The organism is Ornithinimicrobium pekingense DSM 21552 (assembly GCF_000421185.1).
Taxonomy (GTDB): domain Bacteria; phylum Actinomycetota; class Actinomycetes; order Actinomycetales; family Dermatophilaceae; genus Ornithinicoccus; species Ornithinicoccus pekingensis.
Genome location: NZ_ATWJ01000011.1, coordinates 230215 through 256566 on the forward strand (window position 1 = coordinate 230215; position 26352 = coordinate 256566).

The following is a 26352-nucleotide window of genomic DNA, read 5'->3' on the forward strand; positions in this document are numbered from 1 at the left end:
ATGACCACCGTCGTGGTCGTCGAGGACGACGACAAGATCGCAGCCCCGCTGGTCCGCACGCTGGAGCGGGACGGCTACTCCGTCGAGCGGTTCGCCGAGGGGTTGCCGGCCGTCGAGCGGGTCACCGCCGGCGACGGCACCGTCGACCTCCTCCTGCTCGACCTGGGCCTGCCGGACATCGACGGCATCGAGGTGTGCCGTGCCGTCCGCGACGGCGGCTACGCCGGCGGCATCATCATCCTCACCGCGCGTGACGGCGAGCTCGACCGGGTGGTGGGGCTGGACCAGGGCGCCGACGACTACCTGGCCAAGCCGTTCGGGCTGGCCGAGCTGCAGGCCCGCACCCGCGCCCTGCTGCGGCGCAGCTCCTACAACGTCACGCACGTGCCGGCCCCCGCAGCGGGGACGGCTTCGGCGGGCCACCCCGTCGTCCACGAGCCGGACGGCCGCTCGTTCGCCGTCGACGTGGTGGCCCGCAGGATCTGGGTCGGGGACACCGAGCTGCCCGCGACCACCAAGGAGTTCGACGTGCTCGCCCTCCTCGACTCGCGGCGGGGAGCCGTGGTCGCCCGCGACACGCTGATCAACCAGGTGTGGGACGAGAACTGGTTCGGCTCCACCAAGACCCTGGACACGACGGTGGGCCGCCTGCGCCAGAAGCTCGAGGACGTCGGCGCCCCGGTGCGCATCACGACCGTGCGGGGGGTGGGCTTCCGCCTCGAGGACGTCCGGGATGCGTAACCGCATCGTCGCCGTCCTGGTGGCGATGGTCGTCGGGGTCGTCCTGCTCTACGGCATCCCCCGGGCCTACCTGCTCGCCGACCTCGTGCAGGACACCGAGCGCCGGGAGACCCAGCGCTCCGCCGACCTGGTCGCCGTCGCGGTGGAGGAGCGCCGGTCGGGCGGCGGCGAGGTCGACGAGGACTTCCTCGGCAGCCTGCTGCACGGCGGGGAGTCCATCACCCTGGGGCAGGCGGACGGGCCCGAGGTGCGGGTGGGCCTGCCGCCGACCGGCGACTCCGCCGGCGACATCGTCGCCGTGCGCGCCCTCGCCGACGGGAGCGAGCTGACCCTCCGGCGCTCCGAGGACCTCGTCGGTCAGCGGGTGAGCGACGCGCTCCTGCCGCTCATCCTCATCGGCCTGGCCCTGGCGGTCGGGGCGGCCCTGGTCGTGCGGGTGCTGGCCGAGCGGCTCTCGCGGCCCTTCCGCGAGCTGGCCGGCGTCGCCGAGGCCATCGGGCAGGGCCGCTTCGACCAGACCATCCCGCACTACCGGGTGGCGGAGGCCGAGGCCATCGGCGACGCCATGCGGCGCGGCATCTCGCGCCTGGGCGAGCTGCGCCGCCGCGAGCGCGACATCGCCACCAACGCCTCGCACGAGCTGCGCAGCCCGATCAGCGCGCTGCGCATGGAGATCGAGGACCTGGCCTCCTGGCCGCAGACCCCGCCGGAGGTCGCCGCCGAGCTGACCAGCTACCTGCCCCAGCTCGACCGGCTCAGCACAGCGGTGCGCACCTACCTCGACACCGCCCAGCAGCAGCGCCTCACCGACGTCGACGTCGTCGACCTGCCCGCCCTGGTCCGCGACGCGCTCACCCGGTGGCGGCCCCGCGTGCGCGCCGCCTCCGGACCTGCCCTCGTCCTCGTCGACGAGCCGGCACGCCCGCTGCACGTGTGCGCCTCCGGGTCCGCCGTGGCGGAGATCCTCGACCGCCTGCTCCAGGACGCCGTCGACCGCCGGCCCACGCACGTGCTCGTCGAGGTCGACTCCCAGGACGGCTTCGGCCGGGTCCGCCTCGAGCTCGAGGGCGAGCAGGCCCCGGCCGGGTCGGAGGCGAGGGCGGCGGCCACCCTGACCGCGGTGGGGATGGGGGGCCGCGTGTCGGTCGTCGACGGGCACACCGTCGTCATGCTGCGGCGTGCCGGCGAGGACGTGCAGGGCGAGAACGACTCCTGACCGCCGGCCGGGCATGACACCTGTCACCGGCAGGTCGTGACGTCCGGGGATCGCCGGGCCCGCCCCGCCGGACCGACGCTGGGGACATGTTGACGAACACCCAGCCAGCGGTCGAGGTCCGCGACCTCACCAAGACCTTCCGGACCCCCGGCGGCGGCACCGTGCGCGCCGTCGACGGCATCGACCTGACGATCCGCACCGGCGAGGTCGTCGCCTTCCTCGGCCCCAACGGCGCCGGGAAGACCACGACCCTCGACATGGTGCTCGGCCTCACCGAGCCCACGGCCGGCATCGTCAGCGTCTTCGGGGCACCCCCGCGCCGCGCGGTCACCTCGGGCCGCGTCTCCGCCGTGCTGCAGACCGGCGGTCTGCTGCGCGACCTGTCCGTGCGCGAGACCGTGCAGCTGATCGCCTCGACCCACCGACACCCCGCCGGCGTCGAGGAGGTCATCGAGCGCGCCGGCCTGACGGCGATCGCCGGCCGCAGGGTGGCCAAGACCTCCGGCGGGGAGCAGCAGCGGCTGCGCTTCGCCCTGGCCCTGCTGCCCGACCCCGACCTGATCGTGCTCGACGAGCCGACGGCCGGCATGGACGTCTCCTCCCGCCGCGCGTTCTGGGAGAGCATGCACGCCGAGGCCGACGCGGGGCGCACCGTCGTCTTCGCCACGCACTACCTGGAGGAGGCCGACGCCTTCGCCCAGCGGATCGTCATGGTCGCCCAGGGGCGTGTCGTGGCCGACGGGGCGACCGCCCAGGTCCGGGCCCGCGCCAGCGGCCGCTCGGTCAGCGCCGACCTGCCGGCCGACCCGGCCCGCGCCACGCGCGCGCTGCAGGTGCTGCACCGCATACCCGGGGTGCTCGAGGTGAGGACGGAGGGCCGGCGCGTGCACGTGCACGCCGGCGACTCCGACGCCGTCGCCCGCGCCCTCCTCACCCAGCTCGACGCGACCGCTCTGGAGGTCACGAGCGGCTCGCTCGAGGCCGCCTTCCTCGCCATCACCGGCGACTCCCCCACATCCCTCGTCCCCACCCACGCCGACCTGGAGGTCCTCGGATGAACGTCACCTACGCGGGCATCGAGCTGCGCCGCGTCCTGCGCGACTACGTCAGCATGTTCTTCATCGCCCTGCTCCCCGCCTTCTTCTACGTCGTCTTCGGCGCCGCGCAGGACTTCTCGGCCCAGCGCGCCGGCAACGGCAACGTGGCGATGTACATCATGATCTCCATGGCTGCCTACGGCGCGGTCACCGCGACCACCGGCGTCGGCGGCATGGCCGCGGTCGAGCGGGCCCAGGGCTGGGGCCGCCAGCTGGGCCTCACCCCGCTGGCCGACCACGCCTACGTCGCGGTCAAGGCGTTCGTCGCCGTCGTCGTCGCGGCGGTCCCGATCGCGCTCATCTACCTCGTCGGCGTCCTCACCGGCGCCGAGGGCGAGGTCCTCGCCTGGGTGCTCAGCGCCCTGGTCGTGCTCCTCGGCGCCAGCGTGTTCGCGCTCTACGGCCTGGTCATGGGGCTGGCCTTCCGCACCGAGGCCGCGGTCAGCGCGGCCAGCGGGGTCCTGGTCATCATGGGCTTCCTGGGCAACATCTTCGTCCCGTTGTCGGGGACCATGCTGGCCATCGCCCGGTTCACGCCGCTGTACGGCTACGCCGCGCTGGCACGCTACCCGGTCACCGAGGGGACGGTCCCGACCACCGACGGCACCCTGCTGCAGGAGCCGCTGTGGTACGCCTTGGCTAACGTGGGCGTATGGCTGACCGTGCTGGCGCTGCTGGCGACCTGGCTGGTCCGCCGCGGACGGGACCGGCAGTGAGCGAGCCCTCGACGCCGGCGGCGCGCGACCCGTGGGAGCGGCTCGGCTGGCTGATGGGGGCGGTGTGGGTCGTGTTCCTCTACTTCCCCGTCGCCTCCGCGGCCACGGCCGACACCGCCCCGGTATGGCGTGCCGCCGGCGTCGCACTCATCCTCGCCTTCGGCGTGGTCTACCTCGCGGGCCTGGTGCGGACCTCCGGGATGGACGGGTGGGAGGAGGTGGCGCGCGCCGGCGGGACGCACCTGGTCGTCATGGTCGGCCTGCAGCTCGCCTCGGCCGCCGTCCTGGGGGTCCGTGCGGTCTACCTGCTGCCGTTCGTCATCTCGCTGGCGACGTTCACCCTGCCGCTGCGCGCCGCGGCCGCGGTCAGCGTCACCGGGGTCGCGGTCTCGGCCCTCGTGCCGCTGGCCTCCGGCGACCTGGCCGAGATGGGCTTCTTCGTCGGGATCGTGGCCATGGTCGCGGTCTTCACGATGGTGATCCGGGTGGTCAACCAGCGCCAGCTGGAGCACAACGCGATGGCCGAGGAGCTGGCCATGGTCGCCGAGCGGGAGCGGGTGGCCCGTGACGTGCACGACGTGCTGGGGCACAACCTCACCGTGGTCACGGTCAAGGCCGAGCTGGCCGAACGGCTGCTCGACGTCGACCCCGAACGGGCCCGCGCAGAGCTGGCGGAGATCCGGTCGATGACCCGTGAGGCGCTCGCCGAGATCCGCGCCACCGTCTCCGGGCTGCGCGTGGCCCGTCTCTCCGACGAGCTGGCGGCCGCCCGGACCGCGCTCACCGGCGCCGGGATCGCCGCGGACGTGCCCGACGACGCCGACGTGGTCGACCCCCGGCACCGGATCGTCCTGGCCTGGGTGCTGCGCGAGGCGGTGACCAACGTCGTGCGGCACAGCGGCGCCTCCCGGTGCACCGTCGAGCTGGGCCCGGCGCTGCTGCGCGTGACCGACGACGGCACCGGCCTGGAGGGGCTGCGCGAGGGCAACGGCCTGCGCGGAGCGCGCGAGCGCGTCGCCGGCGCGGGCGGCACGCTGACCGTCGGGCCCGGGACGGACGGGGCCGGCACCACGGTGGAGGTGCGGCTGTGACCATCAGGCTCCTCCTCGCCGACGACCAGGCCCTGGTCCGGGGCGCCCTGGCCGCCCTGCTGTCCCTCGAGGACGACCTGGAGGTGGTGGCCGAGGTCGGCCGCGGCGACGAGGTCGTCGCACGGGCGCTGGCCACGGGCGCCGAGGTCTGCCTGCTCGACATCGAGATGCCCGGCGCCGACGGCATCGAGGTCGCGGGGCGGCTGGCGCGGGAGGTGCCCGGGTGCCGCTCGCTGATCGTCACCACCTTCGGTCGGCCGGGTTACCTGCGGCGGGCGCTCGAGGCCGGCGCCGGTGGCTTCGTCGTCAAGGACACCCCGGCCGGCGAGCTCGCCGAGGCGGTCCGCCGGGTGCATGCCGGGCTGCGCGTGGTCGACCCCGCCCTGGCCGCGGAGTCCCTCGTCGGCGGGCCCAGCCCCCTCACCGACGGCGAGCGCTCCGTGCTGCGCGAGGCCCTCGAGGGCGCCACCGTGGCCACCATCTCCGCACGCGTCCACCTCTCGCCGGGCACGGTGCGCAACTACCTGTCCTCGGCGATCCACAAGACCGGGACCTCCACGCGGGTCGAGGCCGCACGAGCGGCCCAGCGGCGCGGCTGGCTCTAGGACGGGACGCGGCGACCCTGGTCCGGGCGTGCACCGCATACCCCCGAGGACGACAGAAGGCCCCCTCCACCGGAGGGGGCCTTCTCACTGTCTCAACACAGCGCGCGCCCGAAGGGATTCGAACCCCTAACCTTCTGATCCGTAGTCAGATGCTCTATCCGTTGAGCTACGGGCGCTGGCGAAGAGCAACCTTAGCCCACCCGTGGGGCTGCGGAGAAATCGGACCCGCCCTGCGGACGGCGGCGTGCGTCGAGCCGTCGCATGACGGGCGTGGCCAGCAACCCGTGCACCACCACCGACGCGGCGATGGTGAAGGCGACCACGGACCACAGCTCCAGCCCCTCGGCGACGTACTCGGTCGACAGCGCGTAGGCGAGGTAGTAGACCGAGCCGATGCCGCGCACGCCGAACCAGGCGATGGCATGCCGCTCCGGACGGTCGACCCGCGCGCACCCCAGCAGCGAGGCCCAGCCCACCAGCGGCCGGACCACGAAGACGAGCAGCAGGCCGACCGCCGCGCCACCCCGGCTGAGCCCGGCGAGCAGGCCCGCGGACATGGCGGCCCCGACCAGCAGGAGCAGGACCAGCGTCAGGATCGTCTCGACGCGCTCGATCAGGGAGTGCAGCTCACGGTGCACCCCGTGGTGACGCTCTGCGCTGCGCAACGCCACGGCGGAGGCGAAGACCGCGAGGAAGCCGTAGCCGTGGAGCAGCTCGGTGAGCCCGTAGACCGCGAAGGTCGCGGCCAGGGCCACCAGCGGCGTCCCGATCTCCGCCACCCGCTGACCCCGTAGCCGCCCCCGGAACAACAAGCGCCCCAGCAGGGCCCCGGCGGCCCAGCCGACGAGGAAGCCCACGACGATCTTGCCGACCAGCGTCCACAGCACCCACTCCAGGCCCCACTCCTGCCAGGCGCCCCGGCCCATGAGGAACAGGCCGAGGTAGACGAAGGGGAAGGCGAAGGCGTCGTTGAGCCCCGCCTCGCTGGTCAGGGTGAAGCGGACCTCGTCCTCCTCGGTCCGCACGTCGTCGTCGAAGGCTCCGTCATCGCCCTGCACCTGGGTGACCGGGCCCTCGACCGCACCTCGTCGGCCAGGACCGGGTCGGTGGGCGCCAGGACGGCACCGAGCAGGATGGCGGCGGGCACCGTCAGCCCCATCGCCCACCAGCCGAGCAGGGCGATGGCGCCGATGGTCAACGGCATCGCCAGGGCGATCATGCGCCAGGTCGGCGACCACGTCCGCCAGTGCAGGGGTCGCTCCAGCGCCAGCCCCACCCCCATCAGCGAGATGATCACCGTCACCTCGGCCATGTGGGCCGTGGCCGTCGCGTCCAGCACCGGGCTGACCGGGTCCTCGCCCGGCACCACCAGCCCGACCACCACGCCGAAGGCCAGCACGACCATCGGCACGGACAGGGCCCGTCCCTCGACGACCCACGGGAGCAGGCTGGCCAGCAGGAGGCCCAGGCCGAGGACCAGGTAGATCACCTCGGGGGTCATCGGCCAAGCGTCGGGCGCGGACGGGTTCCTGCGGGTCGCACCGGCAGTGTGACCAACGCCGCAGCCCGGGGCCGTGAACCGGTGCGAAGCACCCAGCGGCGGGCGCTACGGTGGTCTCAGAGGCACACCTTGCGACCGTCTGGCACCGCCGCCAGGAAAGGGATCCGTACATGCACCAGCAGCTGCAGACCACCGGTGGGACCACCCACGCCGAGCTCGACGCCTGGGTGAAGGAGGTGGCCGCGCACACGCAGCCCGACGACGTCGTGTGGGTCGACGGGTCCGACGAGCAGATCGCGCAGATCAACGCCCTGCTCGTCGAGGCGGGCACCTTCACGCCGCTGGCCGACGACAAGAAGCCGGGCAGCTTCCACGCGCTGTCCGACCCCCAGGACGTCGCACGCGTCGAGGACCGCACCTACATCTGCTCCGCGCAGGAGAAGGACGCCGGTCCGACCAACAACTGGATGGACCCCCAGGAGATGAAGGACCTCCTCCGGCCGCTCTTCGAGGGCTCGATGCGCGGCCGCACGATGTACGTCATCCCCTTCGTCATGGGCCACCTGGAGGCCGACGCGCCGAAGTACGGCGTCGAGCTCACCGACTCCGCCTACGTCGTCGCCTCGATGCGGATCATGGCCCGCATCGGCAGCGACATCCTGGCCAAGATGGAGGACACCCAGGCGCCCTTCGTCAAGGGCCTGCACTCCGTCGGTGCGCCGCTGGAGCCGGGGCAGGAGGATGTGGCCTGGCCGTGCAACGAGACCAAGTACATCGTGCACTTCCCCGAGGAGCTGGCGATCTGGTCCTACGGCTCCGGCTACGGCGGCAACGCGCTGCTGGGCAAGAAGTGCTACGCCCTGCGCATCGCCTCGGTCATGGCGCGCGACGAGGGCTGGCTGGCCGAGCACATGCTCATCCTCAAGCTCACCAACCCCGAGGGTGAGGTCCACTACGTCGCCGGCGCCTTCCCGTCGGCCTGCGGCAAGACCAACCTGGCGATGATCCAGCCCACGATGCCCGGCTGGAAGGCCGAGCTCGTCGGCGACGACATCTCCTGGATGCGCTTCGGCGAGGACGGACGCCTGTATGCCGTGAACCCCGAGTTCGGGCTCTTCGGCGTCGCCCCCGGCACCAGCCGCTCGACCAACCCGGTGGCGATGGAGACCGTCGAGCGCGGCAACTCGATCTTCACCAACGTCGCCCGCACCCCCGACGGCGACATCTGGTGGGAGGGCATGACCGAGGAGAAGCCGGCCGAGCTGATCGACTGGCACGGCAACCCCTGGACCCCCGACTCCGAGGAGCTCGCGGCCCACCCCAACAGCCGCTTCTGCACCCCGATCCGTCAGGTGCCCAACATCGCGCCGGAGTACGACGACCCGCGCGGCGTGCCGATCTCGGCCATCATGTTCGGCGGCCGGCGCAAGACCACGGTGCCGCTGGTGACCGAGTCGCGCGACTGGCAGCACGGCACCTTCATCGCCTCCACGCTGTCGTCCGAGACGACGGCCGCCGCCACCGGCGCCGTCGGCGTCGTGCGCCGCGACCCGATGGCGATGCTGCCCTTCATGGGCTACAACGCCAGCCACTACTTCGACCACTGGCTGGAGATCGGCAAGCAGGCCGACGCCGACAAGCTGCCCAAGGTCTTCCTGGTCAACTGGTTCCGCAAGGGCGATGGGGGCGAGGGCGGCTTCCTGTGGCCGGGCTTCGGCGAGAACGCCCGCGTGCTCAAGTGGATGGTCGACCGCATCGAGGGTCGTGTCGACGCCCAGGACAGCCCCATCGGCTACCTGCCCCGGCCCGAGGACCTCGACGTCGACGGCCTGGACCTGTCCACCGAGGAGGTCGCGGCCGCGCTCGCGTTCGACCGCGCCGAGTGGGAGGCTGAGATCCCGCTCATCAAGGAGTGGTTCGACACATTTGGCGAGGAGCTGCCCGCGGCGCTGCAGGACGAGCTGGCCACGCTCGAGCAGCGTCTCGCCGGTCAGGAGGTCTAGATGGGCATCGTCCCTGGGCAGGACCCGGGATACACCGACGAGCCGCTGCTGGCGGACGAGCCGCTGCCGCCGGGCGTGGAGGACATCTCCGGCGACGTCGACGCGCTCGAGAAGCGCATCCGCGAGCGCGGGCCCGAGGAGGTCGAGCAGGCCGACGAGAGGGCCGACGCCGTCGAGGGTGGTAGCTCGGGCGGCGCCGGCGGCGCCGACGCCGCGCAGGACCCGACCTCGGACGAGGGCGCGGACGCCGAGGACCCGCAGGCCCAGCACGGCGACGGGCCCGGCTGAGCAGGCCCACCGCATACCCGCCGCAGACACGCACAGAACCCCCGGCCGCAGGGCCGGGGGTTCTGTCATGATCGGCGGAGGCGGAGGGATTTGAACCCTCGATGGGGCTCTAAACCCCAAACCCGCTTAGCAGGCGGGCGCCATAGACCAGACTAGGCGACGCCTCCAGATCGCTGATCAATGTACCTGCCACCCGTGGCCGTGCCCAAACCGGGCTCCCAGCCCTCCACCAGCGAAGGTTGGTAAGACATGATGGTGCTCTCCTGCCCGCGAAAGGTGCCTCCCGCCGCATGAACGACCGCGACCGCGCCGACGGTGGTGCGCACCCTCCGTACCGCTCCCGCTCGGAGTGGGTGGGGCAGCAGGACGGACGTCGTCGCGAGACGCTCGGGCGGGCGTTCGGGCTGACCGCCCTCAGCGCCCTGCTGCCGGGCTCGGGCCTGCTGGCGACCCCCCGGCGCTGGCTGGGCGCCGTCGTCGTGGTCCTGGCGCTCGCGGCCGGCGTCTTCGTCGGGCTCACGGTATGGCGTGAGGGCCTCGTCGGGACCGCCCTGGCCACCGCCGCCGACGCGGATCTGCTGCGCACCCTGATGTGGGTCCTGGTCGCCGGCACCGTCGTCTGGGTCGGGGCCGTCGCGCTCACCGCGCTGATGACCCAGCCGAGCCGGGCCGACGGCCGTCAGCGCGGCGCCCTGGCGGCCTTCACCGCGCTGCTGTGCCTGGCCGTCTCGGCGCCGGCTGCCCTGGGCGTGCGCTACATCGACAGCCACCTCGACGCGATGGACAAGGTCTTCACCTCCTCCGGCGACCGGCCCGCGAGCCCCGGCGGGGTGGAGCCGACCTCCACCCTCGGCCCGCCCGAGGACCCGTGGGCCAACCTGCCGCGCGTCAACATGCTGCTGCTCGGCTCCGACGCCGCGGAGGCGCGCGAGGGCACCCGCACCGACACGATGATCGTGGCCAGCATCGACACGCACACCGGCGAGGCCGTGCTCTTCTCGGTCCCGCGCAACCTGCAGGACGTGCCGATCCCCCGCGACAACCCGCTCTACAACCTCTACCCCGAGGGCTACGACTGCGGCGACCAGTGCCTGATGAACGCGATCTGGACCGAGGCGGAGAAGACGGCCGAGGAGCACCCGGGCTGGTACTCCGACGACCCCACCCCCGGCCTGACCGCCACGCGCGAGGTGCTGCAGGCCGTGCTGGGCCTGGAGATCCACCACACCGTCATCGTCAACCTGCAGGGTTTTGAGCAGCTCATCGACGCGATGGGCGGGGTGACCGTGACGGTCAAGGAGCGCATCCCGATCAACGGGCGCACCTTCACCGGTGCCGACGGCAAGCTCTACCTCGACCCCGACTCCCCCAACCTGGAGTGGCTGGACCCCGGGACGCACACCCTCGACGGGTTCCAGGCGCTGGGCTACTCCCGCTCCCGCGTGCTCTCCGACGACTACGACCGCATGCGCCGGCAGCGCTGCATGGTCGCCGCCGTCATCGACCAGGCGCGGCCGATGACGCTGCTGCAGCGCTACCCGCAGATCATCACCGCCGTCGGTGACAACGTCGTCACCGACATCCCCCAGGAGGACCTGGGCGCGTGGGCCGAGCTCGTCCTGCTGGTGCAGGAGGGGTCGATCAAGAGCCTGCCCTTCACCGCCTCCAACACCGACACGGCCGACCCCGACTTCTCCGACATCCGCGCCCGGGTGTGGGAGGCCCTCAACCCGCCCGAGGACGTGCCGGCCCCTGCTCCCGCCCCGGCCGACGACACCGTCACGGCCACGCCCGGACCGACGGAGGCGCCGCAGGACCCCGCCACCACCGAGCCCGCCGACGAGCCCGGGGAGGAGCCGGCGGAGGAGACCGAGGCGCCGGACGACGAGCTCGAGGAGATCGGCGCGGTCTGCGGCTGACCGCGCGGTCCGCGGCTGACGGTCTGGTCACCCTCGGCCGGGGGGTTCGCGGCGCTCCGTCCCACGTGGCATCATCGTGCGGACGCCGGGGCGATGCCTCGCCCCGGGGCCAGGAGGGTTCGCATAGCGGCCGAGTGCAGGCGCCTTGAAAGCGCCCGAGGTTGACGCCTCCGTGGGTTCAAATCCCACACCCTCCGCCTGTTGACCTGCAGTTGCACCCGTCGCGGACGCACGGTGCCGCTCGGCGTGCCATGTCCGTCCGCCGCTTGTAGTGTCGAGGGCGAACTCGTTGACCCACGAAAGGAGTCATCATGAACAAGATGTTGCTGCTCGTCGGTGCCGGGATCGGTTATGTGCTGGGGGCCCGCGCCGGACGCGAGCGTTACGACCAGATCGCCGACCAGGCCAACAAGCTGTGGACCGACCCCCGCGTCCAGACCAAGGTCGAGGAGGTCAAGGCCAAGGCGCCGGAGATGGCGCACCAGGTCGGGGAGCAGGCCAAGTCCAAGGTCGACGAGGCCAAGCACCGGGTCTCGGGCGGTTCCTCGGGCTCGGGCATGGGCTCCGACTCGGGCTCGGGCTCCGGCGACACCTTCCAGAACGCGACCGGGTCCTACGACCCCGAGACCGGTACCACGACCGTGGACACCACCGGCTTCGGCCCGGGCGGGGAGAAGCTGCCCTGACCCGACCGGTGCCGGCCCTGCGGGGCTGACCGGACATGACGAAGGCCCACCCCGTCCGGGGTGGGCCTTCGTCGTGCGTGGGGTAGGCCCTCGTCGTGGGTGGCAGCCCGACCTAGATCCAGAGCGCCGGCTCGTCGTAGAGGGCGTGCTGGGGGTCGACCCCGGAGTCGGGGTGGCGGATCTTGGCCGGGATGCCGGTGGCCACCGACATCGAGGGCACGTCCTTGGTCACCACCGCGTTGGCGCCGACCTGGACCCCGTGGCCCAGCACGATGTTGCCGAGCACCTTGGCACCGGCCCCGATCGTCACCCCGTCACCGAGGGTGGGGTGACGCTTGACGGCCTCCATCGAGCGGCCACCCAGGGTGACGCCGTGGTAGAGCATCACGTCGTCGCCGACCTCGGCGGTCTCGCCGATGACGACCCCCATACCGTGGTCGATGAAGAAGCGCCGGCCGATGGTCGCACCGGGGTGGATCTCCACCCCGGTGACCGCCCGGGCCGCCTGCGAGAGCAGGCGGGCGGGCAGCCGTGCCCCGGAGGTCCACATGCGGTGGGAGACCCGGTGCGTCCAGATCGCGTGCAGCCCCGGGGAGGCCAGGGCCATCTCCAGCCGGCTGTCCGTGGCGGGGTCGCGGGCGACGGCGGCGTCCAGGTCCTCCCGGATGCCCCCGGCGAGACGGCCGAGGGCTCCGGCGGCCTTCCGTGGTGAGCGCAGGAGGAACATCGGCGGTCAGTCCCTCAGGTCCTCGAAGAGCACCGTGGACAGGTAGCGCTCACCGAAGGAGGGGATGACCACGACGATGGTCCGGCCCGCCATCTCGGGGCGCCTGGCGATCTCCAGCGCCGCCCACACGTTGGCGCCGGAGGAGATCCCGGCGAGGATGCCCTCCTCGGTGGCCAGGGCGCGCGAGACGCGGATGGAGTCCTCCAGGGTCGCGTCGAGGACCTCGTCGTAGAGCTCGGTGTCGAGGATCTCGGGCACGAAGTTGGCGCCCAGGCCCTGGATCTTGTGCGGCCCCGGCTGGCCGCCGTTGAGGATCGGGCTGTCCTTGGGCTCGACGACGACGAGGCGCACGTCCGGCTTCTGCTCGCGCAGGTAGCGGCCGGCGCCGGTGATGGTGCCGCCGGTGCCGACGCCGGCGACGAAGACGTCGACCTGGCCGTCGGTGTCGGACCAGACCTCAGGACCGGTCGTCTCGTAGTGCACCTTGACGTTGGCCGGGTTGGCGAACTGGCGGGCGCGCACGGCGCCCCGCTCGGCGGCGATCTCCTCGGCCTTGGCGACGGCACCCTTCATCCCCTCGGCGCCGGGGGTCAGGACCAGCTCGGCGCCGTAGGCGCGCAGCAGCGCACGGCGCTCCAGGCTCATCGTCTCCGGCATGGCCAGGATGACCTTGTAGCCGCGGGCAGCCCCGACCATCGCCAGCGCGATGCCGGTGTTGCCCGAGGTCCCCTCCACGATGGTGCCGCCGGGCTGCAGCTCGCCGGCCTCGACCGCGGCGTCGATGATGGAGGCGCCGATGCGGTCCTTGACGGAGGCCGCAGGGTTCTGCGACTCGAGCTTGACCAGCACCCGGGTCCCCTCCTGGATGCCGTCGGTCAGGCGGTTGAGGCGGACGAGCGGGGTACGGCCGATGACCTGGGTGATGTCGTCGTAGACGGGCACAGGGGAACCTTTCCTCGGGGGGCAGCTGCTTCAAGGTTATACAACTGGCAACGGGGCGTTATTCCATACCCGTCGGTCGCCTGGCGCAGCCGTTCCGTACCCGCCGGTCACCTGTTGCGGCCGGTGCCCGGTGCGGGCACTACCCTGCCCCTATGGACGTGGGAGCACTGCAGGTCGTCGCCATCGTCGTCGCGGCACTCGTCACCCTGGCCGCGGTCGCGCTGTTCGTGCGCACGGTCGCGGGCTTCGTGGCCAGGTTCCGGCTCGGGCAGCCCGAGGCCGGGCGCACCGACGAGCCCGGCACACGGGCGGTGACCCTGCTGCGGGAGTTCCTCGGGCACACCCGGATGGCGCGCAAACCGGTGGTCGCCGTGGCGCACTGGTTCGTCATGGTCAGCTTCGGCCTGCTCGTCCTGACCCTGGTCACCGCCTACGGCCAGCTCTTCGCGCCCACCTTCGCCCTGCCGCTCATCGGCCACTTCGCGCCCTACGAGTGGCTCACCGAGCTGTTCGGCTGGGCCGCGGTCCTGGGCATCCTCGTGCTCATCGTCGTCCGCCAGGTGCGCCACCCCCGCGGGGAGGGCCGCCGCTCGCGCTTCTGGGGCTCCAGCTTCTGGCAGGCCTACTTCGTCGAGGCGGTCATCCTCGGCGTGGGCGTCTGCATCGTGCTCCTGCGGGGTATGGAGTACGCGCTCGGCCGGCAGACCGGCGAGAGCTGGGCGACGCTGACGCACTTCCCGCTCACCGCCTGGGTCGGCGGCCTCTTCTCCGGGATGTCCGTCGGGGCGCTGGAGACCGCGATCGTGCTCGTCGCCCTGCTCAAGATCCTCATCTCGATGGCCTGGATGATCACGATCGCCCTGGTGCCGACGATGGGCGTGGCCTGGCACCGCTTCCTGGCCTTCTTCAACATCTACCTCAAGCGCCACCCCGAGGGTCGCACCAGCCTGGGTGAGCTGCAGCCGATCGCCGTGGACGGCACGCCGGTCGACTTCGAGGACATCGAGGAGCTCGACGAGGACGCCGCCCTGGGCGCCGGCAAGGTCGAGGACTTCACCTGGAAGGGCCTGCTCGACTTCTCCACCTGCACCGAGTGCGGCCGCTGCCAGGAGCAGTGCCCCGCGTGGAACACCGACAAGCCCCTCTCGCCCAAGATGGTCGTGCTCAACCTGCGCAACCACCACCACGCGAAGGCACCGTGGCTGCTGGCCGACAGCGAGCACCGCCAGGCCGCTGCCGAGGCGTTCGCCGCGCTCGGCGACGGGCCCCGCCCCGACCAGCTGCACGGCATACCCACCTCTGCGGTGGCCGAGGCCCAGCGCGAGCTGGTCGGCGCCACCGAGGGTGACCCGACGGTCCCCAGCGGCGGCGCGGTCATCGACCCCGACGTCATCTGGTCGTGCACGACCTGCGGCGCCTGCGTGGAGCAGTGCCCGGTCGACATCGAGCACGTCGACGAGATCGTCGACATGCGCCGCTACCAGACGCTCATCGAGTCGGCCTTCCCCACCGAGCTGGGCGGGCTGTTCAAGAACCTCGAGAACAAGGGCAACCCCTGGGGGATGAACGCCCGGCTGCGGATGGACTGGGCCAAGGACCTGCCGTTCGAGATCCCGATGGCCGGTGCCGACGTCGAGGACCTGGGCGAGGTCGACTACCTGTTCTGGGTCGGGTGCGCGGGCGCCTTCGAGGACCGCGCCAAGAAGACCACGCGCGCGGTGGCCGAGCTGCTGCACACCGCGGGGGTCTCCTTCGCGGTGCTCGGCGACGGCGAGACGTGCACCGGCGACCCCGCCCGGCGCGCCGGCAACGAGTTCCTCTTCCAGATGCTGGCGATGCAGAACGTCGAGGTCCTCAAGGAGGTCAACGCGACCAAGATCGTCGTGACCTGCGCCCACTGCTTCAACACGATCAAGAACGAGTACCCGCAGGTCGGTGGCCAGTTCGAGGTCGTGCACCACACCCAGCTGCTCAACCGGCTGGTGCGCGAGAAGCGGCTCACCCCGGTGCACCGTCCCGCCGACGCCGACACCACCGGTGTGGCCTCCACCGCCGAGAGCGTGACCTACCACGACCCGTGCTACCTGGGCCGGCACAACCAGGTCTACGCCCCGCCGCGCGAGCTGCTCGGCGCCCTGCCCGGGGTGGAGATGAAGGAGATGCCGCGCCACGGCGAGAAGTCCTTCTGCTGCGGCGCCGGCGGCGCGCGCATGTGGATGGAGGAGAAGCTCGGCACCCGCATCAACCTCAACCGCACCGAGGAGGCGATCGCCACCGGCGCCGACCGGATCGCGATCGGCTGCCCGTTCTGCCGCGTCATGCTCTCCGACGGCCTGACCCAGAAGCAGTCCGAGGGCGCGCGCGAGGAGATCGAGGTCGTCGACGTCGCGCAGATGCTGCTGGCCGCGGTGCGTCGCGGCCAGGAGGGCGAGGAGGCGCAGGCCACCGAGCCGGCCCCCGACCCGCAGCCCGAGCCCGACCCGCAGCCCGCCGGCTGAGACGCGGCGGCGCGGCCGGGGACGGTCGCGGCCGTCTCCGCCCCACTCACGTACTCATCCTGCAGAGATCACATGATGCATCATGCGTTCTCTGCAGGATGAGTACGTGAGTCGGCTGCCGGGTCAGGGCTCGGCGGTCGCGGCCTCGAGCGCGACCGGGGCGAAGTCCTCCCAGTAGGCCTCGCCGCGCAGGTGCATCGCCCACGCGGCGCGCGGGCCGACGTAGCGCAGGTGCCACGGCTCGTAGGCGTAGCCGGTGACCTCCTCGCCGTCCTCGGGGTAGCGCACGATGAACCCGAAGCGGTGGGCGTGGGCGGCGACCCACCGACCGTCGTCGCTGTCGCCGAAGCAGTCGAAGCCGCCGCACTCCCCCGTGACGTCGACGGCGAGGCCGAGCTGGTGCTCGCTGTGCCCGGGCTGCGCCGAGACCTGGTCGGCCCGCTCGGCCCCCAGGCGACGGACCCAGTCCTCGTGCGTGCCCGCCTGCGTGTCGTGGTCGCGGAAGCCGGAGGTCACGGCCAGGTAGTCGTGGCCCGCGTCACGGGCCTCGTCCAGGAGCGCGGCGACCTGGGCGACGACCTCCTCGCGCGCCTCGTAGAGGCCGCCGGGCAGGGGTGCGAGGTCGTCCGGGGCGTAGCGCAGCGGACGGACCGCCTGCTCGCGGGTGACGAGCGCGTAGAGCCGCTCCGGCTCCTGCGCCTCCAGCGTGGTCGGCGGCAGCCCGCCGGCCGGGCCGAGCGGGCCGCACAGCAGACCGGCGACGGACAGGACCAGACCGCCGAGGGAGCCGTCGGAGACAGGGGACGAGGCGGCCGCGCCGCAGTCGACGGGCCTCGACGGCCCCGACGGGCCGGGGGTCTCGCTCGCCTCGGTCGCCTCACGGTTGCGCCGGTCGTCCTCCTCGGAGGGGGTGACTGCCACCGGGTCCTCCCCCGCCACCAGACCGGCACCCGCCGCGACCAACCCGCCGCCCGACGCCACTGGCGCGGGCACGGCATACCCCTGGGGCGTGCCGGAGGCGACGCCGAGGGCGAGCAGGAGCGCGGTGCCCGCCCCGGCCGCGACCGCCCCGGCCGCGCCGCGGGGGACGCGCTGCTCGGGCGGGGCGGGACCGGGGCGCATCGTCAGCCCGAGACCGGGGCGCGGTAGAAGTTCTGGAAGGAGCGGCTCGCGGTCGGCCCACGCTGGCCCTGGTAGTGGCTGCCCTTGTCGGAGGAGCCGTAGGGGTGCTCGGCGGGCGAGCTGAGCTGGAAGAAGCACAGCTGGCCGATCTTCATGCCGGGATGCAGCACGATCGGCAGCGTCGCGACGTTGGACAGCTCGAGGGTCACGTGCCCGGTGAAGCCGGGGTCGACGAAGCCGGCCGTCGCGTGGGTGAGCAGCCCCAGGCGGCCCAGCGAGCTCTTGCCCTCGACCCGCGCGGCGACGTCGTCGGGCAGCGTCACCTGCTCGTAGGTGGACCCCAGGACGAACTCCCCCGGGTGCAGCACGAACGACTCGTCCTTCTCCACCTCGACGAGCCGCGTCAGGTCGGGCTGGTCCTGCGCGGGGTCGATCACGGGGTACTTGTGGTTGTCGAAGAGCCGGAAGTAGCGGTCGAGGCGCACGTCGACGCTGGACGGCTGGACCATCGCCGGCTCCCACGGGTCGAGCACGACCCTGCCGGCGTCGATCTGAGCACGGATATCGCGGTCGGAGAGGAGCACGCAGACACCCTAACGGTGGGGCGGCTTGGAGGCGGTCGACAGGCCGCGTTAGTATGGCGCTTCGGCCCCGCCGCGGGCCTCGCGGGCGTAGTTCAATGGTAGAACATCAGCTTCCCAAGCTGAATACGCGAGTTCGATTCTCGTCGCCCGCTCGCAGACGACGAAGCCCCCGCCGGGTCCGCCCGGCGGGGGCTTCTCGCGTCCGGTCCCGGCGCGCGGCTCAGGCGCCGGCGCGCGGCTCGTCGGGTATGCCGTCCGATCCCCTGCGCACCCACGAGGCGTAGGAGGACAGCGCCTGGGTGACCGGCACCGCGATGACCTCGGGCACGTCGTAGCGGTGCTGCGAGACGACCGCCTCGGCCAGCTCGGGGAAGGACTGCGCGGTGGTCTTGGCCAGCAGCAGCCACTCCTCGTGGTGCTGCACCTCGTCCTCCCAGGTGTAGAACGACATCATCGGCCCGAGGACCTGCACGCAGGCGGCCAGCTGGCGCCCGACGAGGTCGTCGGCGAGCCGGCGGGCCGACTCGGCGTCGGGCACGGCGACGCGGGCCTCGACCAGCGGCGGCTCGCTCGGTGGCAGGGGCGCGGGCGTGACGGGCAGGGCGGTCACCGCCCGGCCTCGGCGAGGGCTTCGTCGAGCAGCGCGACGGCCTGCGCGGCCTCCTCGTGGGTGATGACGCACGGCGGGACGACGTGGACCCGGTTGCCCATGACCAGCGGCCAGACCCCGCGGGCCACGCACGCCTGCTGCACCGCCTTCATGCGGTCGGCCGGCAGCGGCTCGCGGGTGGTGCGGTCGGCCACGAGCTCGAGCGCCCAGAAGACGCCGAGGCCGCGGACGTCCCCGACGACCTCGTGCCGCTCGGCCAGGGCCCGCAGCTGCGGCCCGAGCGTCTGCTCGCCGAGGGCGGCGGCGTGCTCGATCGTGCCCTCGTCCTGCATGATCCCGATGGCGGCGACGGCCGAGGCCGTGGCGAGCGCGTGGCCGGAGTAGGTCAGTCCGCCGGGGTAGGGCGTGTGGTCGAAGGTCGCGGCGACCTCCGCGGAGATGACCACCCCGCCCAGCGGCACGTAGCCGGAGTTGACGCCCTTGGCGAAGCTGATGAGGTCGGGCCGCACGCCCCAGTGCTCGGCGGCGAACCACGCGCCGGTGCGGCCGAAGCCCGACATGACCTCGTCGAGGATGAGCAGGATGCCGTGCTCGTCGCACAGGGCGCGCACGCCCTCCAGGTAGCCGGGCGGTGGCACGAGGATGCCGTTGCTGCCGACCACCGGCTCGAGGATGATCGCGGCGACGTGCTGCGGGCCCTCGGCGGCCAGGGTGTGGCGCAGGTGGGTCAGCGCGCGCTCGGACTCCTCCTCGGGGGTGGTCGCCCAGAACTCGCTGCGGTAGAGGTAGGGGCCCCAGAAGTGGACGACACCGGGGACCGAGGGCTCCGAGCCCCACCGGCGCGGCTCCCCCGTCAGCGCGATCGCGCCGGCGGTGGCGCCGTGGTAGCTGCGGTAGGAGGCGAGCACCTTGGAGCGGCCGGTGTGCAGGCGCGCCATGCGCACGGCGTTCTCGTTGGCCTCGGCGCCGCCGTTGGTGAAGAAGACCTTGTCCAGGCCCTCGGGCGCCAGCCCGGCGACCGCGGCCGCGGCCTCGGCGCGCGACTGCTCCGCGAAGCTCGGCGCGACGGTGGTGATGCGCCCGGCGGCCTCCTGGACGGCCGCGGTCAGGCGGGGGTGCTGGTAGCCGAGGTTGACGTTGACCAGCTGGCTGGTGAGGTCGAGGAAGCGGCGCCCGTCGTGGTCCCAGAACCACGCGCCCTTCCCCCCGGCGATCGGCACCGGGTCGATCTCCTGCTGGGCGGACCAGGAGGTGAAGACGTGTGCCCTGGACAGCTCGCGGATCCGCGTGCCCAGGGCGCTGTCGGCCGAGGCAGGTGCAACCATGATGCCCCAGTATGCCCTCCGCGCCGGGCGGTCCGGCCCCGGGGCCGGTGCGGCGCGCCGGGGACTCAGCCGGTCGGCGGGGTGAAGCGCCCGTCGATCGCGGTCCACCCGCCGTCGACCATGACCTGGGAGCCGGTGACGAAGCTGGCGGCGTCGGAGGCCAGCCAGCAGACCGCCCCGACCATCTCCTCCGGCCGGGCCCACCGGCCCAGCGCCGACTTCTCGGCGTAGGCCCGGCCCCAGGCCTCGTCGTCGCGGATCTGGCGGGTCAGCGGCGTCTCCACGACCCCGGGCGCGACGGCGTTGACCCGCACGCCCTGCGGCCCGAGCTCGGCCGCCAGGGTGCGCACGAGCTGCATGACCCCGGCCTTGGTCGCGGCGTAGACACCCTGCCCGGGCTCGACGACGAGCGCCCGGATCGAGGTCAGGGTGATGATCGAGCCGCTCCCCCGCCGCGCCATGCCGCTGCCGAACGCGCGGACGGCGTTGAACGTCCCGCGCAGGTTGAGCCCCACCACCCGGTCGAACTCCTCGCCGCTGTAGTCGAGCAGCTGCTTGCGCACGTTGACCGCCGCGGTCAGCACGAGCACGTCGACGTCGCCCAGCTGGTCGGCGAGGACGTCCAGGGCGCTCTCGTCGAGCACGTCGACGGGGTATGCCGTGTGCCCGCGGGCCTGCCCGTCCGGCAGCCGTCCGCGGGCCGCCTCCGCGGTCGCCGGGTCCTTGTCCAGGCAGGTCACCCGGGCGCCCTGGGCGGCCAGGCCGGCGGCGATCTCGGCGCCGATCCCCCCGCACCCCACCACGACCGCGTGGCGGTCGTCGAGCCGGAACATCTGCGCGTAGTCGAGAGACGTCATACCCGCAGAGTCTGCCAGCGCGGTGGACAGACGCGACGCTCCCCCTCACCCGGCCTCAGCGCAGGGCGCTGGGGAACGCCTCGCGGTAGGACCGCCAGGTCCCCTCCGGCGTCGTCACGGACTCCGCGGCCAGCGTCGCGCGGACGATGGCTCGGGTCACGACGTCCGCCGCGCCCTGCAGCATCCGGTGGAAGCCGAGCGCGTCGGGAGCGGCACGGCCGCAGGTCGACAGCCCGAAGATCGTGTCGCCGTCGAACATCGAGTGCGCCGGCAGCACCGCCCGCGCCAGCCCGTCCTGGCCCGACATCGCCAGCCGCTGCGCCTGCCCCTCGGTCAGCGTCGCGTCGGTGGCGACCACGCCGATGGTGGTGGCCAGGGTGCGCGGCAGCGCCTCGGAGCCCAGCTCGACGGCCCGCGCCCGGGCCGCGTCGACCTCGGCGGCCTCGGGGGTATGGAGCCGCGCACCGGACGGCGCCCCCGGCAGGCCTTCCAGGTCCCCGGGCAGCAGGCGCGAGGCGCCGTAGAGCTCACCGGTGCGGGGGTCGACGGTGGAGCCCACCGCGTTGAGGACGACGAGGGCGGCGACCGTGGAGCCGTCGGGCAGCAGCTGGCTGGCCGACCCGGTCCCGCCCCTGAGCCCTCCGGAGACCTGGCCGCCCGTGCCGGCACCGACCGCGCCCAGCGCGGGCGCCCCGGCACGGCCGTCGGTGCCCTGCTCCCGCGCCCGCAGCGCGTCGTCGCAGGCTGCGGCGCCGAAGCCGGCGTCGGGGGTGGCGTCCCAGCGCCCGCCCCGGCCGAGGTCGAAGATGACCGCGCCCGGGACGATCGGGACGAGCCGGTCCGGGGCGCCCATCGCGAAGCCGCACCCCTGCCCGAGCAGCCACCGCATGACGCCGTCGGCGGCGGCCAAACCGAAGGCCGAGCCCCCGGACAGGCTCACGGCGTGGACGCGCTCGACGAGGTTGCACGGGTCGAGCAGGTCGGTCTCGCGCGTGCCGGGTCCGCCGCCGCGCACGTCACCCCCGGCGACGGCGCCCTCCGGAGGGGCGAGGACCACGGTCGACCCCGTGAGCCAGCCGTCGCCGACACGCTGGTGGTGGCCGACCGCCAGCCCGGCGACGTCGACGAGGGTGTTGGTCGGGCCGGGGACCGGCAGGGGCTCAGGCGTCACGGTGCTTCTCCTCGGGGGTGGGCAGCGAGTCGTCGGCGAGGATGTTGACGATGCGCCACAGGCCGCGCGGCTCGTCGGAGGTCTCGCGGCTGCGGCGGATCGCCCGGTCCATCAGCGCCCCGAGCTCCTCGGAGAGCCACTGCACGTCCTCCTGGGTCAGCTCGAGCAGACCGGTCTGGATGGTCGCGCGCGGGGTGGCGTCGCGGCCGCTGCTCCAGTCGGGCGCCCACGCGGTGACCCGGGCGACGACGTCGTGCAGGTCGAGCGCCTCCTGGTCCATGAACGAGCGCAGCACCAGCTCGTCCTCCGGACCGACGGGGGTCGACGGCGCCGGGATGGAGTAGCCGCTGCCGGCCGCCGTCCACACCCGGTCGCGCCGGTCGCGGGCGTGCTCCGGGGCCTCGACGATGAGGCCGGCCTTGGCGAGCTGGCGCAGGTGGAAGCTGACGGAGTTGGCCGGGGCGCCGACGAGGTCGGCCAGGTCCGCCGCGCGGCGCGGCACGTTCTCGTGCATCAGCTCCAGGATCTTGCGGCGCAGGGGGTGCGACACCGCCTTGAGCATCGGCGAGGTCAGCTGCACCGTGCGCGAGCGCTGGTCGCCGTCATCGGGGGAGTCGGCGCCGCGCGCGACGTCCGAGGCGGTGCCGCCCGGGGTCGGGTCGTCGGGGGTGGTGCCGTCGGGCTCAGGAGAGGCCATGGCGTCACCCTAGCCGTCACCCGCACGCGAAGTTGCGCAAAAACTATTGCGCAACTTCGCTTGCGGGTCTATCGTCGGCTCCATGACCACGACGCACCCGGCCCCCCTCCCGACCGACGACGCCGGGCGCACGCCCCCCGCCCCACCGACGACGCCGGATGTGCGCCCCCAGGACGACCGAGGACGCGGGGTGCACGCCTCTGCGGCCACCGAGGACGTCAGCCCCTCCACGGCCCCGTCGCTGCGGCGCTCCCGGAGCTACTGGGTCTGGCTGGTCAGCGACACCGGTCAGGCGCTCGGGTCGTCGCTGCAGTTCTTCCTCGTCCCCCTCCTGGTCGTGATCGTCAGCGGCAGCGCGGCCGCCGCCGGCACGGTCGCAGCCGTCGGCCTGACCGGGCGGATCGCCACGACGCTGCTCGGCGGGGTGCTCGCCGACCGCCACGACCTGCGCCGCCTGATGGTCCTCAGCGGGCTGACCGCCGCGCTGGTCGTCGGCGCGATGACGGCGGTCCTCGGCCTCGACCTGGGCCTGGTCGCCCTGGGCGCGCTCAACCTGCTCGCCGGCGTGCGGGCCGGGTTGCTGGGCGGCGCCTCCAACACCGCGCTCAAGCAGGTCGTGCGCCCCGACCTCCTCCCGACGGCGTCGGCGGCCAACCAGGCGCGCGACGCCGCGGTGTCGATGGGCGGGCCGCCGCTCGGGGGACTGCTGCTCGGCCTGGGCGCCCTGCCGGCGCTCGCGGCGACGGCTGCGGCATACCTCCTGAGCGCCGCGGCGGCCCTCGTGCTGCGCGGCGACTTCCGCCCGGTGCGCGCCGCGGAGCCGGCCTCCGTCCGGGTCGAGATCCTGGCGGGGCTGCGCTGGCTGTGGGCCCGCCCCGAGCTGCGCCGGGTCATGGCCGTCGCCCTGCTGCTCAACCTGGGTCTCAACGCGGCCATCTCGACGCTGCTCTACCACCTGGCGACGACCGGCGAGGCGCCGGCGCGCATCGGCCTGGTCTCCACCGCCCTCGGCCTGGGCATGCTGCTCGGGGCCGTGGCCGCCGGGCCGGTCGTGCAGCGCTTCGCCTCCGGCTGGGTCGCGACCGTGGGACTGTCGCTGGCCGGGCTGTCCATGCTGGTGCTGCCGTTCGTGCCCGGCTTCTGGCCGATCCTGGCCGTGCTGACGGTCGGCATCCTGGGGGCGCCCGCGGCGAACGCGGCGGTGCTCAGCTACCTGATGCACCAGACGCCCCGCAGCGTCGTGGGCCGGGTCATGGGAGCGGTCGAGCTGGTCGGGGCGGGCGCCACGCCGCTGGCGCCGGTGCTGGCCGGTTTCGGGCTGGCGCTGCTCGGGCTGCGTCCCACGCTCCTCGTGTGCGCGGCGGTCTGCCTGCTCGCGGTCGGGGCGGTCGTGAGCAGCCGGGCGCTGCGCACCCTCCCCCGTCCCGACGCGTGGGGGCCGGCCGCGCAGTGACCCCGCCCATCAGACGGTGGGCGCTACAGCCAGCGGGGCACCCGGGCGACGTAGTCGGCATACCCCTCGAAGCGCGCCGCGAGCGCCCGCTCCTCGGCCGGGACCTGCCAGCGGTCGATCGCCGCGACGAAGCCGGCGACCGGCAGCAGCGCCACCGGGGAGCGGCGCGCGACGGCGTGCCCGAGCAGGAGGCTGGCCATCCCGAGGTACATCGGGTTGCGGGTCAGCGCGTTGGGGCCGGTCGTCACCAGCGTGGTGGCCCGGTCGGGATGCTCGGGGTGGAAGGTCGTGCGCGCCAGGGCGAACTCGCGCAGGGCCCCGGCCCCCAGCCAGCCCGCGGCGGCCACGAAAGGTGCCGAGGCCGCCAGCGTGACCGGCGTCGGGGGCCGGCCGACGCGACGCTGGGCCCAGGCCGCCCCGGCCAGCCAGACCACGGGCGGGACCCTCACGCCGTCCCTCCCGGCTCGGGGCCGCGACGCGCGACGCCGGCGGCGAGGTCCTGGGCGGTGCGGCCGGCGAGCGCCTGGTGCAGGTCGGGCACGGCCGCGAGCAGGGACCGGGTGTAGGGGTGCTCCGGCGCGGCGAAGAGCTGCTCGGTCGGGGCCACCTCGACGAGCTCGCCCCGCTGCATCACCGCGACCCGGTCGCACACGTGGCGCACCACCGACAGGTCGTGGCTGACGAAGACGAGGGTCAGCCCGAAGGCCTCCACCACCTCGTCGATGAGGTTGAGCACCTGGGCCCGGACCGAGACGTCGAGGGCCGACACCGGCTCGTCGGCGACGAGGATGTCGGGGCCGGGGGCGAGGGCCCGGGCCACGGAGATCCGCTGGCGCTGGCCGCCGGAGAACTGGTGCGGGTAGCGGTCGGCCACGTCCGCCGACAGCCCGACCCGCTCGAGCAGCTCGACGACCCGTTCGCGGTTGCCCTCGTGCCGGCCCTGGGCGACGAGGGGCTCGGCGACGATGTCACGCACCCGCATCCGGGGGTCCAGGCTGCTCATCGGGTCCTGGAAGACCAGCTGCAGCCGCTGCCGCAGCCAGCCCAGCCGCCGGGCGGGCTGGTCGTGGATCGGGCGGCCCTCGACGAGCAGCTCGCCGGAGGTCGGCTGGTCGAGCCCGCACAGCAGGCGCAGCAGCGTCGACTTGCCCGAGCCCGACTCGCCCACGATCCCGAACCGCTCGCCCCGCCCGATGGTGGCCGTCACGTCCTTGACGGCGCGCACGACCGGCGCGGGCTGGGTCAGCGAGGTGCGGCGGCGCCGGAAGTCACGGCATACCTCGCGCAGCTCGATGGCCACACCCGGGGGCTCCGCCCCCGTGCTCCCCCGCCGGGGCTCCGCCCCGGACCCCGTCCGCACACCCGGGGGCTCCGCCCCCGTGCTCCCCCGCCGGGGCTCCGCCCCGGACCCCGTCTCCGCCGTCACGTCGTCCCACCTCCTGCCGGGTGCACGCAGGCATGCCCGTATGCGGTCTCGCCGGCCGGGTGCGGCCCGCGCGGCACCCACGGCGGCAGGGTCTCGCACCGCTGCGTGGCGTGGGCGCACCGCGTGCGGAAGACGCAGCCCTCGGGGAACCGTCCGGCGGGCGGCACCGAGCCGGGGATCGTCGGCAGCGCCGCCCGGCCGCGGCGGCCCTCGGCACCGGTCAGGTCGCTCGCGCCGATCAGCCCCTGGGTGTAGCGGTGGCGCGGGTCGGCGAAGACCTCCTGGACGGGGCCGGCCTCGACGATGCGCCCGCCGTACATGACGAGCACCCGCTCGCAGACGGTCGCGACGACGCCGAGGTCGTGGGTGATGAAGAGCATCGCCGCGTGCCGCGCCTCGACGCCGCGCACGACGAGGTCGAGCACCGTCGCCTGCACCGTGACGTCGAGCGCGGTCGTCGGCTCGTCGCAGATGAGCAGGGCGGGGTCGTTGGCCAGGGCGATGGCCAGCACCACCCGCTGCCGCTGCCCGCCGGACAGCTCGTGCGGGTAGGACCGGGCCAGGTGGGCGGGGTCGGGCAGGTCGACCTTCTCGAGCAGCTCGACGACCCGGCGGCGGGCGGCGGCGCGCGAGGGCTGGGTGCGGTGCAGGAGCATGACCTCGGCCACCTGGTCACCGACCCGCATCGTGGGGTTGAGCGCGGTCATCGGCTCCTGGAAGACCATCGACATGCCGTCGCCGCGCACCCGGGCCATCTCCCGCTCGCCGACGCCCAGCAGGTTGCGCCGCGCGGGCGTGCGGGCCGAGAGACGCACGTCGCCGGAGGCCTGCAGACCCTCGGGCAGCAGGCCCATGACGGCCAGCGCGGTCAGCGACTTGCCCGACCCGGACTCCCCGATCAGGCCGACCCGCTCGCCGCGGCCGATCGTGAAGCTCACGTCGTGCAGGAGGGGGGTGTGCCGCGCGCCGACGGAGAGGTTGTCGACGCTCAGGACAGCGTGCTCGTCAGCGACCGCCTCGGTCTCCACAGGTCGTGCTGTCATGGCAGCGTCCTCCGGGCGACACGCGCGCCGGCAG

The 26352-nt window shown here is 73.6% G+C and carries 25 protein-coding genes, 4 tRNA genes and 1 pseudogene; 14 read left to right on the forward strand and 16 right to left on the reverse strand.

All coding sequences use genetic code 11. The features are described from left to right. The 6 genes from K330_RS0112370 to K330_RS0112395 all read left to right on the forward strand — a co-directional run bounded on the left by K330_RS0112370 (nt 1) and on the right by K330_RS0112395 (nt 5466). Nucleotides 1–741 carry a response regulator transcription factor gene (locus K330_RS0112370; protein ID WP_029202622.1) on the forward strand — a complete coding sequence of 247 codons (741 nt, stop codon included), beginning with the start codon at nt 1–3 and terminating at the stop codon, nt 739–741. Next, on the forward strand, nt 734–1957 hold the full coding sequence (locus tag K330_RS0112375) for a HAMP domain-containing protein (RefSeq protein ID WP_022922134.1): 1224 nt from the start codon (nt 734–736) through the stop codon (nt 1955–1957). The genes K330_RS0112370 and K330_RS0112375 overlap by 8 nt, the downstream gene beginning before the upstream one ends. 86 nt (nt 1958–2043) lie before the next feature. Further along, nucleotides 2044–3015 (forward strand): ABC transporter ATP-binding protein, encoded by a 972-nt coding sequence (locus tag K330_RS21025; RefSeq protein ID WP_022922135.1) that lies wholly within the window; start codon nt 2044–2046, stop codon nt 3013–3015. Then, a complete protein-coding gene (locus K330_RS0112385) occupies nt 3012–3770 on the forward strand; it encodes an ABC transporter (protein WP_022922136.1) in 759 nt (252 codons plus the stop codon). Before K330_RS21025 ends, K330_RS0112385 begins: the two co-directional genes overlap by 4 nt. Then, on the forward strand, nt 3767–4861 hold the full coding sequence (locus K330_RS0112390; RefSeq protein ID WP_022922137.1) for a sensor histidine kinase: 1095 nt from the start codon (nt 3767–3769) through the stop codon (nt 4859–4861). Before K330_RS0112385 ends, K330_RS0112390 begins: the two co-directional genes overlap by 4 nt. Beyond that, nucleotides 4858–5466: a response regulator transcription factor gene (locus K330_RS0112395; RefSeq protein WP_022922138.1), complete on the forward strand. Its 609-nt coding sequence runs from the start codon at nt 4858–4860 to the stop codon at nt 5464–5466. Before K330_RS0112390 ends, K330_RS0112395 begins: the two co-directional genes overlap by 4 nt. A gap of 103 nt (nt 5467–5569) precedes the next feature. Here K330_RS0112395 and K330_RS0112400 read toward each other — a convergent pair. From K330_RS0112400 to K330_RS24555, 3 genes are all read right to left on the reverse strand, one after another. Then, a tRNA-Arg gene (locus tag K330_RS0112400) sits at nt 5570–5642 on the reverse strand. A 15-nt stretch (nt 5643–5657) separates the two neighbouring features. After that, on the reverse strand, nt 5658–6524 hold the full coding sequence (locus K330_RS21030) for a cation:proton antiporter domain-containing protein (RefSeq protein WP_268238291.1): 867 nt from the start codon (nt 6522–6524) through the stop codon (nt 5658–5660). Then, complete coding sequence (locus K330_RS24555; RefSeq protein WP_268238292.1) at nt 6455–6967, reverse strand: cation:proton antiporter domain-containing protein; 513 nt, start codon at nt 6965–6967, stop codon at nt 6455–6457. The genes K330_RS21030 and K330_RS24555 overlap by 70 nt, the downstream gene beginning before the upstream one ends. Before the next feature lie 170 nt (nt 6968–7137). Between K330_RS24555 and K330_RS0112410 the strand changes: the two genes are divergently transcribed. Continuing rightward, entirely contained in the window at nt 7138–8970 is a 1833-nt protein-coding gene (locus K330_RS0112410; protein ID WP_022922139.1) for a phosphoenolpyruvate carboxykinase (GTP), read from the forward strand. Beyond that, complete coding sequence (locus K330_RS0112415; protein WP_022922140.1) at nt 8971–9258, forward strand: hypothetical protein; 288 nt, start codon at nt 8971–8973, stop codon at nt 9256–9258. 75 nt (nt 9259–9333) lie between these two features. On the opposite strand, the gene K330_RS0112420 is transcribed toward K330_RS0112415, so the two are convergent. Further along, nucleotides 9334–9425: transfer RNA gene (locus tag K330_RS0112420), tRNA-Ser, on the reverse strand. Nucleotides 9426–9548: 123 nt separating this feature from the next. Here K330_RS0112420 and K330_RS21035 point away from each other — a divergent pair. From K330_RS21035 to K330_RS21040, 3 genes are all read left to right on the forward strand, one after another. Then, entirely contained in the window at nt 9549–11177 is a 1629-nt protein-coding gene (locus tag K330_RS21035; RefSeq protein WP_051145596.1) for an LCP family protein, read from the forward strand. A gap of 112 nt (nt 11178–11289) precedes the next feature. Then, a tRNA-Ser gene (locus tag K330_RS0112430) sits at nt 11290–11374 on the forward strand. 114 nt (nt 11375–11488) lie between these two features. Then, a complete protein-coding gene (locus tag K330_RS21040) occupies nt 11489–11863 on the forward strand; it encodes a YtxH domain-containing protein (protein WP_022922141.1) in 375 nt (124 codons plus the stop codon). Between the two features lie 112 nt (nt 11864–11975). On the opposite strand, the gene epsC is transcribed toward K330_RS21040, so the two are convergent. Continuing rightward, nucleotides 11976–12590 carry a serine O-acetyltransferase EpsC gene (gene epsC, locus K330_RS0112440; RefSeq protein WP_022922142.1) on the reverse strand — a complete coding sequence of 205 codons (615 nt, stop codon included), beginning with the start codon at nt 12588–12590 and terminating at the stop codon, nt 11976–11978. A gap of 6 nt (nt 12591–12596) precedes the next feature. Further along, nucleotides 12597–13532, reverse strand: a complete 936-nt coding sequence (gene cysK / locus K330_RS0112445; RefSeq protein ID WP_022922143.1) for a cysteine synthase A — start codon at nt 13530–13532, stop codon at nt 12597–12599. Nucleotides 13533–13684: 152 nt separating this feature from the next. Between cysK and K330_RS21045 the strand changes: the two genes are divergently transcribed. Then, a complete protein-coding gene (locus K330_RS21045; RefSeq protein WP_022922144.1) occupies nt 13685–16030 on the forward strand; it encodes a 4Fe-4S dicluster domain-containing protein in 2346 nt (781 codons plus the stop codon). A gap of 216 nt (nt 16031–16246) precedes the next feature. Here K330_RS21045 and K330_RS22825 read toward each other — a convergent pair. Both K330_RS22825 and dcd read right to left on the reverse strand, forming a co-directional pair. Then, a pseudogene (locus K330_RS22825) lies at nt 16247–17152 on the reverse strand (M15 family metallopeptidase); the annotation flags it as partial. Between the two features lie 2 nt (nt 17153–17154). Then, complete coding sequence (dcd, locus tag K330_RS0112460) at nt 17155–17736, reverse strand: dCTP deaminase (protein ID WP_022922146.1); 582 nt, start codon at nt 17734–17736, stop codon at nt 17155–17157. A gap of 81 nt (nt 17737–17817) precedes the next feature. On the opposite strand from dcd, the gene K330_RS0112465 reads away from it, so the two are divergent. Continuing rightward, nucleotides 17818–17888: transfer RNA gene (locus K330_RS0112465), tRNA-Gly, on the forward strand. A 68-nt stretch (nt 17889–17956) separates the two neighbouring features. On the opposite strand, the gene cutA is transcribed toward K330_RS0112465, so the two are convergent. The 5 genes from cutA to K330_RS0112490 form a co-directional block, all read right to left on the reverse strand. Then, complete coding sequence (cutA, locus tag K330_RS0112470) at nt 17957–18346, reverse strand: divalent-cation tolerance protein CutA (RefSeq protein WP_022922147.1); 390 nt, start codon at nt 18344–18346, stop codon at nt 17957–17959. Further along, nucleotides 18343–19671 (reverse strand): aspartate aminotransferase family protein, encoded by a 1329-nt coding sequence (locus K330_RS0112475; protein ID WP_022922148.1) that lies wholly within the window; start codon nt 19669–19671, stop codon nt 18343–18345. The genes cutA and K330_RS0112475 overlap by 4 nt, the downstream gene beginning before the upstream one ends. A gap of 65 nt (nt 19672–19736) precedes the next feature. Next, nucleotides 19737–20528 carry an SDR family NAD(P)-dependent oxidoreductase gene (locus K330_RS0112480; protein ID WP_022922149.1) on the reverse strand — a complete coding sequence of 264 codons (792 nt, stop codon included), beginning with the start codon at nt 20526–20528 and terminating at the stop codon, nt 19737–19739. Nucleotides 20529–20583: 55 nt separating this feature from the next. Continuing rightward, a complete protein-coding gene (locus K330_RS0112485) occupies nt 20584–21699 on the reverse strand; it encodes a P1 family peptidase (RefSeq protein WP_022922150.1) in 1116 nt (371 codons plus the stop codon). After that, complete coding sequence (locus K330_RS0112490; protein ID WP_022922151.1) at nt 21689–22396, reverse strand: ArsR/SmtB family transcription factor; 708 nt, start codon at nt 22394–22396, stop codon at nt 21689–21691. The genes K330_RS0112485 and K330_RS0112490 overlap by 11 nt, the downstream gene beginning before the upstream one ends. Before the next feature lie 82 nt (nt 22397–22478). On the opposite strand from K330_RS0112490, the gene K330_RS0112495 reads away from it, so the two are divergent. Beyond that, a complete protein-coding gene (locus K330_RS0112495) occupies nt 22479–23849 on the forward strand; it encodes an MFS transporter (RefSeq protein WP_084617484.1) in 1371 nt (456 codons plus the stop codon). Between the two features lie 23 nt (nt 23850–23872). Here the strand turns inward: K330_RS0112495 and K330_RS0112500 are convergent, their stop codons facing one another. From K330_RS0112500 to K330_RS21055, 3 genes are all read right to left on the reverse strand, one after another. Further along, nucleotides 23873–24298, reverse strand: a complete 426-nt coding sequence (locus tag K330_RS0112500) for a methyltransferase family protein (RefSeq protein WP_022922153.1) — start codon at nt 24296–24298, stop codon at nt 23873–23875. Continuing rightward, a complete protein-coding gene (locus K330_RS0112505; RefSeq protein WP_029202627.1) occupies nt 24295–25149 on the reverse strand; it encodes an ATP-binding cassette domain-containing protein in 855 nt (284 codons plus the stop codon). Before K330_RS0112505 ends, K330_RS0112500 begins: the two co-directional genes overlap by 4 nt. A 122-nt stretch (nt 25150–25271) precedes the next feature. Continuing rightward, nucleotides 25272–26318, reverse strand: a complete 1047-nt coding sequence (locus tag K330_RS21055) for an ABC transporter ATP-binding protein (RefSeq protein ID WP_051145597.1) — start codon at nt 26316–26318, stop codon at nt 25272–25274. Between the last annotated feature and the right edge of the window lie 34 nt (nt 26319–26352).

Bases quoted from the DNA above. Each gene is read 5' to 3' on its own strand.
- K330_RS0112370 (WP_029202622.1), top strand. From the start codon at position 1: ATGACCACCGTCGTGGTCGTCGAGGACGACGACAAGATCGCAGCCCCG.
- K330_RS0112375 (WP_022922134.1), top strand. From the start codon at position 734: ATGCGTAACCGCATCGTCGCCGTCCTGGTGGCGATGGTCGTCGGGGTC.
- K330_RS21025 (WP_022922135.1), top strand. From the start codon at position 2,044: ATGTTGACGAACACCCAGCCAGCGGTCGAGGTCCGCGACCTCACCAAG.
- K330_RS0112385 (WP_022922136.1), top strand. From the start codon at position 3,012: ATGAACGTCACCTACGCGGGCATCGAGCTGCGCCGCGTCCTGCGCGAC.
- K330_RS24555 (WP_268238292.1), bottom strand. From the start codon at position 6,967: ATGACCCCCGAGGTGATCTACCTGGTCCTCGGCCTGGGCCTCCTGCTG.
- K330_RS0112410 (WP_022922139.1), top strand. From the start codon at position 7,138: ATGCACCAGCAGCTGCAGACCACCGGTGGGACCACCCACGCCGAGCTC.
- K330_RS0112415 (WP_022922140.1), top strand. From the start codon at position 8,971: ATGGGCATCGTCCCTGGGCAGGACCCGGGATACACCGACGAGCCGCTG.
- K330_RS21035 (WP_051145596.1), top strand. From the start codon at position 9,549: ATGAACGACCGCGACCGCGCCGACGGTGGTGCGCACCCTCCGTACCGC.
- K330_RS21040 (WP_022922141.1), top strand. From the start codon at position 11,489: ATGAACAAGATGTTGCTGCTCGTCGGTGCCGGGATCGGTTATGTGCTG.
- epsC (WP_022922142.1), bottom strand. From the start codon at position 12,590: ATGTTCCTCCTGCGCTCACCACGGAAGGCCGCCGGAGCCCTCGGCCGT.
- K330_RS21045 (WP_022922144.1), top strand. From the start codon at position 13,685: ATGGACGTGGGAGCACTGCAGGTCGTCGCCATCGTCGTCGCGGCACTC.
- K330_RS0112475 (WP_022922148.1), bottom strand. From the start codon at position 19,671: ATGGTTGCACCTGCCTCGGCCGACAGCGCCCTGGGCACGCGGATCCGC.
- K330_RS0112480 (WP_022922149.1), bottom strand. From the start codon at position 20,528: ATGACGTCTCTCGACTACGCGCAGATGTTCCGGCTCGACGACCGCCAC.
- K330_RS0112490 (WP_022922151.1), bottom strand. From the start codon at position 22,396: ATGGCCTCTCCTGAGCCCGACGGCACCACCCCCGACGACCCGACCCCG.
- K330_RS0112495 (WP_084617484.1), top strand. From the start codon at position 22,479: ATGACCACGACGCACCCGGCCCCCCTCCCGACCGACGACGCCGGGCGC.
- K330_RS21055 (WP_051145597.1), bottom strand. From the start codon at position 26,318: ATGACAGCACGACCTGTGGAGACCGAGGCGGTCGCTGACGAGCACGCT.